Origin of the sequence: Pseudomonas sp. 50_B (assembly GCF_017491625.1) — a bacterium.
Lineage (GTDB): Bacteria > Pseudomonadota > Gammaproteobacteria > Pseudomonadales > Pseudomonadaceae > Aquipseudomonas > Aquipseudomonas danubii.
On the sequence record NZ_JAFGYX010000024.1, the window covers coordinates 21701 to 34559 of the forward strand.

The 12859-nt window shown below is 64.0% G+C and carries 11 protein-coding genes; 1 reads left to right on the plus strand and 10 read right to left on the minus strand.

The features are described from left to right. Positions 1-15 precede the first annotated feature (15 nt). The 4 genes from J5M73_RS25810 to J5M73_RS25825 are packed head-to-tail and all read right to left on the minus strand — an operon-like array spanning position 16 to position 3840. The gene (locus J5M73_RS25810; protein WP_207816437.1) at positions 16-660 is read right to left on the minus strand and encodes a CpsD/CapB family tyrosine-protein kinase; all 645 of its coding nucleotides are present in this window, start codon (positions 658-660) and stop codon (positions 16-18) included. A 1-nt stretch (position 661) separates the two neighbouring features. Continuing rightward, positions 662-1414, minus strand: a complete 753-nt coding sequence (locus tag J5M73_RS25815) for a sugar transferase (RefSeq protein ID WP_102863545.1) — start codon at positions 1412-1414, stop codon at positions 662-664. Positions 1415-1471: 57 nt separating this feature from the next. Continuing rightward, complete coding sequence (locus J5M73_RS25820; protein ID WP_102863546.1) at positions 1472-2491, minus strand: NAD-dependent epimerase; 1020 nt, start codon at positions 2489-2491, stop codon at positions 1472-1474. After that, positions 2488-3840, minus strand: coding sequence for a UDP-glucose/GDP-mannose dehydrogenase family protein (locus J5M73_RS25825; RefSeq protein ID WP_180988575.1), 1353 nt, complete (start codon positions 3838-3840; stop codon positions 2488-2490). Before J5M73_RS25825 ends, J5M73_RS25820 begins: the two co-directional genes overlap by 4 nt. Positions 3841-4487: 647 nt before the next feature. Between J5M73_RS25825 and J5M73_RS25830 the strand changes: the two genes are divergently transcribed. Continuing rightward, positions 4488-5789 (plus strand): OprD family porin, encoded by a 1302-nt coding sequence (locus J5M73_RS25830; protein WP_207816438.1) that lies wholly within the window; start codon positions 4488-4490, stop codon positions 5787-5789. 117 nt (positions 5790-5906) lie between these two features. Here the strand turns inward: J5M73_RS25830 and J5M73_RS25835 are convergent, their stop codons facing one another. From J5M73_RS25835 to J5M73_RS25860, 6 genes are read right to left on the minus strand one after another with little or no spacing between them, the layout of a single operon-like run. Further along, positions 5907-6851 (minus strand): carbohydrate kinase, encoded by a 945-nt coding sequence (locus tag J5M73_RS25835; protein ID WP_207168061.1) that lies wholly within the window; start codon positions 6849-6851, stop codon positions 5907-5909. Between the two features lie 13 nt (positions 6852-6864). Next, positions 6865-8358: a xylulokinase gene (xylB, locus tag J5M73_RS25840; protein WP_115580080.1), complete on the minus strand. Its 1494-nt coding sequence runs from the start codon at positions 8356-8358 to the stop codon at positions 6865-6867. Continuing rightward, on the minus strand, positions 8355-9857 hold the full coding sequence (locus J5M73_RS25845) for a mannitol dehydrogenase family protein (protein ID WP_207816439.1): 1503 nt from the start codon (positions 9855-9857) through the stop codon (positions 8355-8357). Before J5M73_RS25845 ends, xylB begins: the two co-directional genes overlap by 4 nt. Positions 9858-9888: 31 nt before the next feature. Beyond that, positions 9889-10992 carry a sn-glycerol-3-phosphate ABC transporter ATP-binding protein UgpC gene (gene ugpC, locus J5M73_RS25850; RefSeq protein ID WP_115580078.1) on the minus strand — a complete coding sequence of 368 codons (1104 nt, stop codon included), beginning with the start codon at positions 10990-10992 and terminating at the stop codon, positions 9889-9891. A 24-nt stretch (positions 10993-11016) separates the two neighbouring features. After that, the gene (locus tag J5M73_RS25855; protein ID WP_102863552.1) at positions 11017-11847 is read right to left on the minus strand and encodes a carbohydrate ABC transporter permease; all 831 of its coding nucleotides are present in this window, start codon (positions 11845-11847) and stop codon (positions 11017-11019) included. Between the two features lie 10 nt (positions 11848-11857). Continuing rightward, the gene (locus tag J5M73_RS25860) at positions 11858-12784 is read right to left on the minus strand and encodes a sugar ABC transporter permease (RefSeq protein ID WP_102879291.1); all 927 of its coding nucleotides are present in this window, start codon (positions 12782-12784) and stop codon (positions 11858-11860) included. Between the last annotated feature and the right edge of the window lie 75 nt (positions 12785-12859).

The following is a 12859-nucleotide window of genomic DNA, read 5'->3' on the forward strand; positions in this document are numbered from 1 at the left end:
CGGTCCTTGTGCCGGTCAGAGACGGTCATAAACCCACTTGGGCATGTAGTACTTGCGGGCGTTGAACACGCTGCCGATCAGCTTCGCCTCGGCCTGGATCAAGCGCTGCGCCGCGGCCTGGGCCACTTCCCAGCGGGTTTCCTCGCTGCGTACCACCAGCACCACGCCGTCCACCTGAGTGCTCAGGGTGAGGATGTCGCCGCTGCTGTACACCGGGTCGCCGTCGATGATCACGAAGCGATAGTCCGCGGCCAGGGCCTGCAACAGTTCCTGCAGCAGTTCCGGGGTCAGGCGCTCGGCGTATTGCTGGCGGCGGCCCAGGGGCAGGAAATCGAAGCCCAGTTCATCGCTGCTTTCGATGCACTGCGCCAGGAGCGGCGGGGTATCGGCCAGGGCCAGGTCGAGAAAGCCGGGGCGTTCGCCCAGGTCCAGGCGCCGGGTCAGGCTGTTGTCCGAAAGGCTGGTGTCCACCAGCAGGACCCGGCCGCGGCTGGTGCGCGCCAGTTCGCTGGCCATGCTCAGGCTGCTGCAGGTGATGCCGCTGTTGCGGTTGGCCGCCGTCAGCAGGATCACCCGCAGTTCCCGGTCGAGCACGGTCACCGCCAGGTTGCTTTCGCTGGGACGCTGGATCTTCAGACTGGCTAGGGTTGCTGCCGCCATTTCAACTTGCTCCATGGCCATTGAGGACCTTGAAAGGGGTTTTGATCAGGATCTTCAGGTCGAGCCAGGGGCTCTGCTGAAAGATGTACGTCATGTCGAGGGTGACCCGACCGTCGAAGTCCACGTCGCTGCGTCCGGACACTTGCCACAGGCCGGTGATCCCGGGGTAGATGCTCAGGCGCCCGAGGTGGTGTTCCTTGTAGGTCTGGGCGTGGAACGAGGTCGGGCGCGGGCCGACGATGCGCATCTGGCCGAGCACCACGTTGATCAGGTTCGGCAATTCGTCGAGGCTGGTGCGCCGCAGGAAACCGCCGATGCCGGTGATCCGCGGGTCGCGATCGATCTTGAAGTCCACCGAATCCGGGCCGTGCTTGTTCAGGTGGCGCACCGAGTCCTTCAAGGCTTCGGCGTTGACCACCATGGTGCGGAATTTGTACATGCCGAAGCGCCGGCCACGAAAACCGGTGCGCAACTGGACGAAGAACACCGGCCCGGGGCTGGTGAGCTTGATCAACAGCGCGACCGTCAATAGCACGGGCGACAGCAGCACCAGCAGCGTCGCCGCCAGCAGCGCCGAGGTCAGGCGTTTGCTGCGTGACAGGGTCCAGGGCCGGCCGCCGTCGCGGCCGCTGATCCAGCCATGCTGCTGCAGCTCGATGGCGGCCTGGACCTTGCGCCGGAACGGATCGTTGCGCCGGTCGATGCGAGCAGGCGCCGGCACCTCGGTTGCAGGCAATGAGAAGGGTCTTTCCATATCCACCGGGAATACTTCCATAGCAAAGGTTGGGTAAAAACGCCCAGGGGTGTGGGCTCAGGACGCGCCGCCCGGGTAGTAGCTCAGGTACCACTGGACGAAGTGCTTCAGGCCCTCTTCCAGGGTCACCTGGGGGCCGAAGCCGGTGAGGTTTTCCAGGGCACTGACGTCGGCGCAGGTGTTGAGCACGTCACCGGGCTGCAGGGGCAGGTACTCCACCTGGGCCTGGCGTCCGAGGAGCTTTTCCAGGGTTGCCACGTACTCCTTGAGTTCCACCGGGCGCTGGCCGCCGATATTGAACAGACGCCAGGGCGCCATGCTGGTGGACGGGTCCGGTTGTTCGCGGTCCCACAGCGGGTCGCGCGCCGGCGGCTTGCCCAGCAGGCGTACCAGGGACTCGACGATGTCGTCGACATAGGTGAAGTCGCGCTGGTGCAGGCCGTAGTTGAACAGCTTCAACGGCCGGCCCTGGCTGATGGCGTCGGCGAACAGGATCGGCGACATGTCCGGCCGGCCCCAGGGACCGTAGACGGTGAAGAAGCGCAGGCCGGTGGCCGGCACCCCGAACAGGTGGCTGTAACTGTGGGCCATCAGCTCGTTGGCTTTCTTGCTCGCCGCGTACAGCGACAACGGGTGGTCGACGTTGTCGCTGACCTTGTACGGCGTCTGCTGGTTGGCCCCGTACACCGAGCTCGATGAGGCGTAGATCAGGTGCTCCACCGGGTAGCGCCGGCACATTTCCAGCAGGTTGAGGAAGCCCGAGAGGTTGCTGTCCAGGTAGGCCTTGGGGTTTTCCAGGGAGTAGCGCACCCCGGCCTGGGCGGCGAGGTTGATCACTACTTGGGGCCGGACTTCGGCGAACAGCCGCTCCAGGCCCTCGCTGTCCGCCAGGTCCAGGCGTTGCAGGGGGAAGTGTCCCACTTGCTGTTCGACCCAGCGCACCCGGTCGCGTTTGAGCTGGGGGTCGTAGTAGTCGTTGAAATTATCCAGTCCGGTGACCTGATGCCCATCCTTGAGCAAGCGCAGTGCGGTATGGGCGCCGATGAAACCGGCGGCCCCGGTGATCAGGATATTCATGCGCGCAGCGCCTCCGGTACGCGGTAGGGCAGGCCGATGCTCAGGTAATGCAGGCCGGCGTCCGCTGCCTGTTGCGGGTTGTACAGGTTGCGGCCGTCGACGATCAGGCGATCGTTGAGGGTGTCGTGCAGCAGCTTGAAGTCCACCACGCGAAAGGCTTTCCACTCGGTGCAGATCACCAGGGCGTCTGCGCCTTGCAGGGTGTCGTCACGGGTTGCGCACAGCTGCAGGTCGTCGCGGTAGCCGTACAGCCGTCGGCATTCGGTCATGGCTTCCGGGTCGTAGGCATGGACCTTGGCCCCGGCCTGCCACAGCGCTTCCATCAGGTAGCGGCTGGTGGCTTCGCGCATGTCATCGGTGTTGGGCTTGAAGGCCAGCCCCCACAACGCAATGACCTTGCCCTTGAGGTTGTCCCCCAAGTGCGCCTTGAGCTTGCGAAACAGCACATGGCGCTGCTGTTCATTGACGTCACGCACGGTCTTGAGCATGTGCGGCTCCAGCCCGTGGCTTTCCGCGGTGTGGATCAGCGCCCGCAGGTCCTTGGGGAAGCAGGAGCCGCCGAAACCGGCGCCGGGGTAAATGAAGTGGTAGCCGATGCGCGGATCGGCGCCGATGCCCTTGCGCACGGCGTTGATGTCCACCCCCAGGCGTTCCGCCAGGTTGGCCATTTCGTTCATGAAGCTGATGCGGGTGGCGAGCATCGCGTTGGCGGCGTACTTGACCAGCTCGGCGCTGCGGTTATCCATGAACATCAGGCGGTCATGGTTGTGGTTGAACGGTGCATACAGCTCGCTCAACTGCTGGCGGGGCCGTTCGTGGGAACAGCCGACGACGATCCGGTCCGGACGCATGCAGTCGGCCACCGCCGAGCCCTCCTTGAGGAACTCCGGATTGGAGACCACGTGCACCCGCAGTTGGGACTTGCCCAGGTCCGCCAGTTGTTCGGCGACCGTCTCGATCACCAGGTCAGCAGTACCCACCGGTACGGTGGATTTGATCACCAGGGTCTTGTCGCTGTGCATCAGACTGGCAATGTTGCGGGCCACCGCCAGGACATGGTCCAGGTCCGCCGAGCCGTCTTCGTTGGAGGGCGTGCCGACTGCGATGAAAATCACCTGGCCATGGCCCACTGCATCGCTGGCCTGGGTGGTGAAGTGCAGTCGGCCGGCCTTTTGATTCTCTTCGATCAGGGTCGCCAGACCCGGCTCGTGAATCGGAGGAATGGAACGTTGCAGCTGGGCAATCTTATGGCTGTCGATATCGACACAGACCACGTTATGCCCGACATCGGCGAGGGCAACTGCTTGCACCAGACCGACATAGCCAGTACCAAAAACGCTGACTTCCAAGGGAACGACCTCGTCCATGATGAGTGTTGGGGTGAGGGCATGCCTCACCTTCTGAAAAGGCGTGTGGCACATGGCCGCTATCACGCTCTTTTTTTGACACTACCATAAGGCTGAGACGTTTAATTGACGTTTTGCAGTGATGCATAAATGACGCCGGCGTTTTCGGCGAATCTGATGTTGATAACAAATCCTTTTAAAACAATAAGTTAGATTGATTAATGATGGTCATAATGGAAAGCGTCAAATACTTGATCATTTGTTCAGAAAGAATAATAAAACCGACGAACGGTAGGCAAAAACGTAAAAAATATGATGCTTTTTCGCCACTATTGACTATTGCACTGTCTTGGTCAGGTGGTTTTCTGATTATTTAGTCAGGTTTTTTGACCGGTCTTATCGTGCTGATAGTTATCAAAATTGACAGCTTTTCTGCTGGTTATGGCTGTTCGACGGCATGGGCAGTGAGTGCAGTCGTAGCGACTGGAGGAGTCAGACTAAAGTCGGGTTGGGGGCGGGGCGGGCCATCTGCCATCATTGCCGGCCTTCATTGATTCAATCAATTCAACCTGCGGATTTTGATTCGCGGGATGGATTTCACCTGGGTCTTTCTTTACCTCGCGTCACTGATTTTCTGCTGGAGCCCGTTCATGCGTCCCCCTTTTGCGTTACTCAATCCGTGCCCGCTCCTGGGCCTCGGAGCTGTCGTCCTGTGCGCAGGATTTGCCCCGCTGGCCCAGGCCGGTGGTTTTTTCGAGGACAGCAGCGCCAAGCTGGAGTCACGTACGGTCTACTTCAATCGGGACTTTCGCGACGGTCACACCCGCACTGATCAGGGGGCTTCCAAGCGTGAAGAGTCGGCCCAGGGTTTGATCCTCAACCTGCAATCGGGCTACACCGAAGGCACCGTGGGTGTTGGCCTGGATGCCTTGGGCATGTTGGGCATCAAGCTGGATTCCAGCCCTGACCGCAGCAACAGTGGTCTCTTGCCGTCCAGTGGACACGACCCACGGGGTTCTGCGGACCAGTACGCCAAGCTGGGCTTGACCGCCAAAGTGCGAATGTCCCAGACCGTATTCAAATACGGTGCGCAACTGCCGGACCTGCCATTGCTCAAGTACAACGACGGGCGCCTGCTGCCGACGATGTTCAACGGTGCCGTGCTCACGTCCAAGGAGGTCAAGGGCCTGACCCTGACGGCTGCGCGCCTGAACCGTTACACCGCCCGGGACTCCACCGATGCCCAGGACATTCGCGTGCACTGCAAGAACAAGCGCTATGCCTGCAACACCACCGCGGACCACTTCGACACCTATGGCGTGGACTACCAGTTCAATGAGCGCCTGACCGGCCAGTACCACTACGCCGAGCTGGAAGACATCTACCGCCAGCATTTTGTCGGCCTGCTGGCCAACCAGCCCCTGGGCCCTGGCGTGCTCAAGGGTGACCTGCGCCTGCTCAAGAGTGCCGACACCGGCGCCGAGCGCGCCGGTGGCATCGATAACCGCGCCCTGAGCACCTTGCTCGGCTACAGCCTCAGCGGTCACACCCTGAGCGGCGGCTGGCAGCGCATGTACGGCGACAACTCGATGCCCTACCTGGATGGCAGCAACCCGTACCTGGTGAACTACGTCCAGGTCAACGACTTCGCCGCGATCCAGGAACGTTCCTGGCAACTGCGCTACGACTACGACTTCAAGGCCGTTGGTCTCAATGGCCTGAGTTTCCTGACCCGTTACGTCAGCGGTGACCACATCAAGGTGCCGGGCAGCCTGCGTGAAGGTCGCGAGTGGGAACGCGACAGCGAGCTCAAATACGTGGTGCAGAGCGGCACCTTCAAGGACGTGAGCCTGCGCCTGCGTAACGCCACTTACCGCAGCAACTACCAGAAGATCGCCCGTGACATGGACGAGACCCGCCTGATCGTCAGCTATAACTTCTCGTTGCTCTGACCAAGGCCCAGGAAAAGCACCACGGTGGCGCTGAAAGTTGCAGGAGCTGGCTTGCCGGCGAAGGCGTCGTCCGAATCGGCGCAAGGCTGACGGGCCTCTTCGCCGGCAAGCCGGCTCCTACAGCGGTTGCAGTTGATGGCGGTAGGGCAGGTCCGGGCCGGTGCGGGTGCAGGTGAGCGCCGCGGCCTGGACGGCAAATCGCAGCAGGCTGTCGATCTGGGCAGGGGTCAGTTGCCCCAGGCCCTGAGGCGAGTCCAGGCCCTGTTCGGTGAGCCAGGCGATCAACGCCGCCTGGAAGGTGTCACCGGCGCCCACGGTGTCGGCCACCTGCACCTGGGGCGAGGCCACCGACCAGTTGCCATGCCGTGCACTGAATACTGTGGCGCCCTGGCTGCCACGGGTCAGGAACACCAACTGCGCATGCTCTTGCAGCCAGCCCTGGATCAGTTCCTCGGGCGCCTGCCCGGGATACAACTGGGCCAGGTCCTCGTCGCTGACCTTGATCAGGTCGGCATGCTGCACCAGTTCACCGATACGCTGGCGCCACAGCTGGATATCCGGCTGCGGGTTGAGTCGCACATTGGGATCGAGACTGATCAGGCGTTGCCCCCGCTCACGGTGCACCAGGGCCAGCAGGGTGTCGGCAATCGGCTGCACCACCAGGGAAAACGAGCCGATATGCAAGCCGCGCACGCTCGGGTCCAGCTCCGGCAGGTGTTCCTGCAGAAGCTGGCGATCGGCACAGCCTTCGCCACGGAAGCTGTAGTGGGGCGAGCCGTCGGCGCCGACCGCCACCATGGCCAGGGTGGTGGGGGCGTCGAACTCCTGCAGGTACCGGGTGTTGACCCCTTCGTCCTGCAGTACCCGTCGCAGGCGTTGGCCCAGGTAATCCCGCGACAGCCCGGCCAGCAGGGCCACGTCAATGCCCATTCGGCGCAGGCCCAGCGCCACGTTGAAGGGCGAGCCCCCGGCAATGGCCTGGAACTGCACTTTATTGGCTTGGGTACTTGCGTCATCGACGCTGAAACAATCAAACAGCGCTTCGCCACACACCAGATACATAGTCATTCGCTCTTCAAAGGGTTGCCAAATGCTGTTGATAGCGCGCATACGCCGGCTCGTAGGCCTTCACCTGTTCGGCCTGGGGCCAGGTCTGGCTGTCGAGGTCGAGGCTCACGCAGCGTTTACAGAGTTGCGCCAGGCTAAAGGCCGGGTCCGTCTGCCGTCCATGGCACCAGGCCGCCTGGATCGCCGCACCCAGGGCGGCGGCTTCGGCTTCGCGGGTGCAGATCACCGGGGTGTGCATGATATCGGCGACCATCTGCCGCCATAGCGGACTTTTCGAGCCGCCGCCGATCAGGCGGATGCTCTGGCTTTGCAAGCCATTGGCCCGCAACAGGTCGAGGCCGTAGCGCAGGCCGAAGGTGGTGCCCTCCAGCACGGCGCGGCACAGGTTGGCCTGGGTCAGGTTGTCCAGGGTCATGCCCAGCAGGCTGCCACGGGCCTGGGGTAGGGCGGGGACCCGCTCGCCATTGAAGAACGGCAGCAGGCACAAGCCCTCGGCGCCGATCGGCGCCTGGCCCGCCAAGCGGTTGAAGCTGTCCAGGTCCAGCTCCAGCAGTTGGCGCACCAGGGTGGTGGCGTTGGTCAGGTTCATGGTGCAGATCAGCGGCAGCCAGCCACCGCTGGACGAGCAGAAGGACGCCACCGACGCGTGGCTGACCAGTGGCTGCTCGGCATAGGCATACAGGGTGCCGGAAGAGCCCAGGCTCAGGGTGATGATGCCCGGCTCGATATTGCCGGTGCCGATGGCCCCGAGCATGTTGTCGCCACCGCCGCTGGCCACCAGGGCCTGGGGGTTGATGCCCAGGAGCCCGGCCATCTGCGGCAGTATCGGCCCCACCGGCTGCTGGGCCTGGATCAGTTCCGGCAAGGCACGCTCCAGGCGGCCCTCGGGGTCGATGTGGGCCAACAGGGCCCGGTCCCAGTCACGCCGGCGGACATTGAAGTAACCGGTGCCGGAGGCGTCGCCGTACTCGCTGCAGCAGCGCCCGGTCAGCCAGAAGTTGAGGTAATCGTGGGGCAGCAGGATATGGGCGATGCGCTGGAACAGGGCGGGGTGCTGTTCCCGGGTCCACAGCAGCTTCGACAGGGTGTACCCCGGCGCCAGGGCGATACCCAGGCGCTCAAGAGACCCTTGCTCGCCCCCCAGGTGATCCAGCAGGCGCTGGTTCTCGGCCACGGTCTCGGTGTCGCACCACAGCTTTGCCGGACGCAGCACCTGGCCTTGGTCATCCAGCAGCACCAGGCCGTGCTGCTGGCCGGAGACCGCAAGGCCAAGAATGTCCCGGCCATCGACCCCGGCCGCCTGCAACGCCTGGTGGGTGGCGCTGATGCAGGCTTGCAGCCATTGCCCGGGGTCTTGCTCGCGTCGGCCGTTGGCGCCGCTGATCAGGCTGTGGGGGGCGGCGCCCAGGCCCAGGACGGCGCCGCTGTGGCTGTCGAGGATCAGGGCCTTGGTGCCCTGGGTGCCACAATCGAGACCCAGGTACAGCGCGGCTGTACTCATCCTGCGCTCCGCGCTGGACGCGCTGGTTTGGCCAGCAGGCGTTCCAGGGTCCGGCTGACGCCATGCTCGCGCAGGCTGTTGAAGCAGCGCTCAAAGGCGTCGACGAACTCGGCGGACCTGGGGATCGCCGGGCCGAAGATTTCCTCCACTCCCAGCAGGCGCTGGGTCAGCAGGGTGTCGTCCGCCACCAGGGCCTGGCAGAACTCGGCCCGAGGATCGGCAATCGTGTAGCGCACGCCGTTTTCGTCCACGCCCCGCAGGTACAGGGCCCAGGCGGCCACCACCAGGGCCGCCCGCTCGGTATCGCGGCCCTCGGCGATCAGGCGGTTGAGGGTGGGCACGGTGAACTTGGGAAATTTCGACGAGCCGTCGCTGCACACCCGCTCCAGCTGGTCGGCGATGGCCTGGTTGGAAAAGCGCTGGACCAGCGTGTCCTTGTAGGCCGCCAGGTCGATGCCCGGCACTGGCGCCAGTTGCGGGGTCACGTCCAGGTCCATGTAGGCGCGCATGTAGGCGACGAACAGCGGGTCGTTCATGGTTTCGTGGACGAAGCGGTAGCCCTTGAGAAAACCCAGGTAGGTCAGGGCCAGGTGGCTGCCGTTGAGCAACTTGATCTTCATCTCTTCGTAGGGCGTGACGTCGTCGGTGAACTGCACGCCCACCTGTTCCCAGGCCGGGCGGCCGTTGACGAACTGGTCTTCCAGGACCCACTGCACAAAGGGCTCGCACACCACCGGCCAGGCATCGTCGATGCCGTGCTGGTCGTGCAGTTGCAGGCGGTGGGCGGTGCTGGTCATGGGGGTGATGCGGTCCACCATGGCATTGGGGAAGCTCACCCGGCTGGCGATCCAGTCGTGCAGGTCGGCGTCGCGCCGGGCGGCAAATGCCAGCAGTGCCTTGCGGGTCACGGCGCCGTTGTGGGGCAGGTTATCGCAGGACATCAGGGTGAAGGCGGCAATGCCCGCGGCGCGACGCTTGGCCAGGGCGGCACAGAGGAAGCCGAACACCGTGCGTGGCTGCTGGGGGTGGGCCAGGTCGTGCTGGATCTGCGGCAGGTGGAGCATGAACTCGCCGCTGCTGTCATCGATGCAGTAACCGCCCTCGGTGATGGTCAGGGAGACGATGCGGATCGCTGGGCTGGCCAGCTTGTCGATCAGCGCCTGGGGGTCGTCTTCGGCCAGCAGCATCTGGCTGATGGAGCCGATCACCCGCACTTCGTGGTCGTTGCCGTCCCCCAGTTCGAACAGGGTGTAGAGGCAGTCCTGGCCCGCCAGGTCGTCCCGGGCGCGGCGGTCCTCGGCGCGCAGGCCGACCCCGCAGATGCTCCAGTCCAGGCCCAGGCCCCGGTTCATCAGGGCGTCGGTGTAGTAGGCCTGGTGCGCCCGGTGAAAACCGCCGACGCCGATGTGCACGATGCCCTGGCGGGTGTCGGCGGCACTGTAGGCCGGCACCTGCACCTGGGGCGGGAGCTGGCTGAGGTTGAAGCGATTGAGTTTCATGCAAGGGCTCTCGGTAATCGGGCGCCGGCCATCAGGCGGCGGCGCGCAGGGAACGGGGAACAGCGACGCCTTGGGCATCGAACAGGTGGCAGTGCTCGGGGTCCAGGCGCAGGTGCAGTTGCTCGCCGCAGCGGCTGGCCAGATCACCGCGGATGCGCAGGGTCAGGGCCTCGCCGCAGGTGCTGCGCACATGGCAGAAGGTGTCGCTGCCCAGGCGTTCGGCCACGTCGCTGGTGACTGGCAGGCTGCCGGGGCCGGGCTCGCCCAGCTCCAGGTGTTCGGGGCGAATGCCCAGGGTCACCGGACTGCCTACCTTGAGCTGCGGATGGCTTTGGCTCAGGCGCAGGCGCGCTCCGGCCTGCAGTTGCACCTCGCACCCCTGGCCGTCCACCTGGCTGACGCTGCCCTTGAGAAAGCCCATCTTCGGTGTGCCGAGAAAGCCTGCGACAAACAGGTTGGCCGGGTTGTGATACAGCTCCAGGGGCGAACCCACCTGTTCCACCCGGCCGCCGTTGAGCACCACCACCTTGTCCGCCAGGGTCATGGCTTCGACCTGATCGTGGGTCACGTAGATCATGGTGGCCTGCAGCTCCTGGTGCAGGCGTGCCAGCTCCAGGCGCATCTGCACCCGCAGCGCGGCATCGAGGTTGGACAGGGGTTCGTCGAACAGGAAGATCTTCGGGTTGCGCACGATGGCCCGGCCGATGGCCACGCGCTGGCGCTGGCCGCCGGACAGTTGCTTGGGCTTGCGTTCGAGCATCGGCCCCAGTTCGAGAATGCGCGCCGCCTCGTCGACCTTCTGTTGCACCTGGGCCTTGTCGACCCCGGCCAGGTCCAGGGCGAAGGACATGTTCTTGCGCACGCTCATGTGCGGGTACAGGGCGTAGGTCTGGAACACCATGGCCAGGTCGCGCTTGGCCGGGCTGACTTGGGTGATGTCGCGCCCGTCCAGCTCGATGCTGCCGCTGCTGACTTCCTCCAGCCCGGCGATCAGCCGCAGCAGGGTGGATTTGCCGCAGCCGGAGGGGCCGACGAAGACCACGAATTCCTTGTCGTTCACTTCAAGGTCGATGCCCTTGATGATCTCGAAGCCTTCGAAGCCTTTTTGCAGGTTGCTGATTTTCAGGTGAGCCATGGGGTGTCTCCAACAATTCGAGGGTTACTTCACTGCGCCAAAGGACAGGCCGCGCACCAGTTGCTTCTGGCTGATCCAGCCGAAGATCAGGATCGGCGCGCAGGCCAGGGTCGAGACCGCCGAGAGCTTGGCCCAGAACAGCCCTTCGGGGCTGGAGTAGGAGGCGATCAGCGCGGTCAGCGGGGCGGCATTGGAGGAGGTCAGGTTCAGCGACCAGAAGGCTTCGTTCCAGCACAGGATCAGCGACAGCAGCGCGGTGGAGGCCAGGCCGCCCTTGGCGATGGGCATCAGCACCCGGAGCATTTCCTGGGCCAGGGTCGCGCCGTCCAGGCGCGCCGCTTCGAGGATGTCCCGGGGGATGTCCTTGAAGTAGGTGTAAACCATCCACACCACGATCGGCAGGTTGATCAGGGTGTAGATCACGATCAGCGCGATGCGCGTGTCCAGCAGGCCGAAACTCTTGGCCAGCAGGTAGATGGGCATCAGCACCCCCACCGGCGGCAGCATCTTGGTGGAGAGCATCCACAGCAGGGTGCGCTTGGTGTTGCGGGTCTCGTAGAAGGCCATGGAGTAGGCCGCCGGCACCGCGATCAGCAGGCACAGGGCGGTGGCGCTGAAGGAGATCACCACCGAGTTCCAGGCGAAGGCCAGGTAGTTGCTGCGCTCGTTGATGTGCAGGTAGTTCTCAAGCGTCGGCGTGAAGATGAACTGCGGCGGCGTGGCGAAGGCGTCGATTTCGCTCTTGAAGCTGGTCAGCACCATCCAGAAGATCGGGAAGAAGATCAGGATCGCGATGGCCCAGGCCAGGGTGCCCAGTAGCAGGCTTTGCAAGCGTCGGGATTGTTGCAGGGTCATGGCGGGCACCTCAGCTCTGGTCAGTCAGGTTCTTGCCGATCATCCGTACCAGGATGATCGCGGCGATGTTGGCGATGACCACGGCGATCAGGCCGCCGGCGGAAGCCATGCCCACGTCGAACTGCACCAGCGCCTGGTTGTAGATCAGGTAGGCCAGGTTGGTGGAGGCGTAGCCAGGGCCGCCGTTGGTGGTGGTGAAGATTTCGGCGAACACCGAGAGCAGGAAGATGGTCTCGATCATCACCACCACGGCGATGGGGCGCGCCAGGTGGGGCAGGGTCAGGTGCCAGAAGATCGCGATGGGGCCGGCACCGTCCAGGCGTGCGGCCTCTTTCTGTTCCTGGTCCAGGGACTGCATGGCGGTCATCAGGATCAGGATGGCGAACGGCAGCCACTGCCAGGAGACGATGATGATGATCGACAGCAGCGGGTAGTGGGCCAGCCAGTCCACTGGCTGGGCGCCGAACAGCTTCCACAGCGCCGCCAGAATTCCCGAGACCGGGTGGAAAATCAGGTTCTTCCAGATCAGCGCGCCCACCGTGGGCATGATGAAGAACGGCGAGATCAGCAGGACCCGGACAATGCCCCGGCCGAGGAATTCGCTGGCCTCCAGCAGGGCACTGATCAGCACTCCGAGCACCACGCTGATCAGCAGCACGCTGCCCACCAGCAACAGGGTGTTGGTGGCCCCGGGCACAAAGCCCGAGTCGCTGAGGAAGTAGCTGAAGTTCTCCAGGCCCACGAACTGGTTTTCACCGGGGTACAGCAGGTTGTAGCGGATCAGCGAGAAGTACAGGGTCATGCCCAGGGGCACGATCATCCACAGCAGCAACAACGCCACCGAGGGGCTGACCAGGAACCAGCCGGGGCTGGCCAGGCGACGCTTGCGGGGGGCCGCCTGCGCTGGCAGATGGAGCTTGGCAGTCGAGGTATTCATGAGGATCACAACCAGTTGGGTATGAGGGGGCGCGACACTGCGCTGGCGTGGCCGGGTTGCGCGTAGGAGCTGGCT

Excerpts from the sequence above, each read along its gene's own strand:
- J5M73_RS25810 (WP_207816437.1), bottom strand. The coding sequence starts at position 660 with ATGGCGGCAGCAACCCTAGCCAGTCTGAAGATCCAGCGTCCCAGCGAA.
- J5M73_RS25815 (WP_102863545.1), bottom strand. The coding sequence starts at position 1,414 with ATGGAAAGACCCTTCTCATTGCCTGCAACCGAGGTGCCGGCGCCTGCT.
- J5M73_RS25830 (WP_207816438.1), top strand. The coding sequence starts at position 4,488 with ATGCGTCCCCCTTTTGCGTTACTCAATCCGTGCCCGCTCCTGGGCCTC.
- J5M73_RS25835 (WP_207168061.1), bottom strand. The coding sequence starts at position 6,851 with ATGTATCTGGTGTGTGGCGAAGCGCTGTTTGATTGTTTCAGCGTCGAT.
- xylB (WP_115580080.1), bottom strand. The coding sequence starts at position 8,358 with ATGAGTACAGCCGCGCTGTACCTGGGTCTCGATTGTGGCACCCAGGGC.
- J5M73_RS25820 (WP_102863546.1), bottom strand. The coding sequence starts at position 2,491 with ATGAATATCCTGATCACCGGGGCCGCCGGTTTCATCGGCGCCCATACC.
- ugpC (WP_115580078.1), bottom strand. The coding sequence starts at position 10,992 with ATGGCTCACCTGAAAATCAGCAACCTGCAAAAAGGCTTCGAAGGCTTC.
- J5M73_RS25855 (WP_102863552.1), bottom strand. The coding sequence starts at position 11,847 with ATGACCCTGCAACAATCCCGACGCTTGCAAAGCCTGCTACTGGGCACC.
- J5M73_RS25860 (WP_102879291.1), bottom strand. The coding sequence starts at position 12,784 with ATGAATACCTCGACTGCCAAGCTCCATCTGCCAGCGCAGGCGGCCCCC.
- J5M73_RS25845 (WP_207816439.1), bottom strand. The coding sequence starts at position 9,857 with ATGAAACTCAATCGCTTCAACCTCAGCCAGCTCCCGCCCCAGGTGCAG.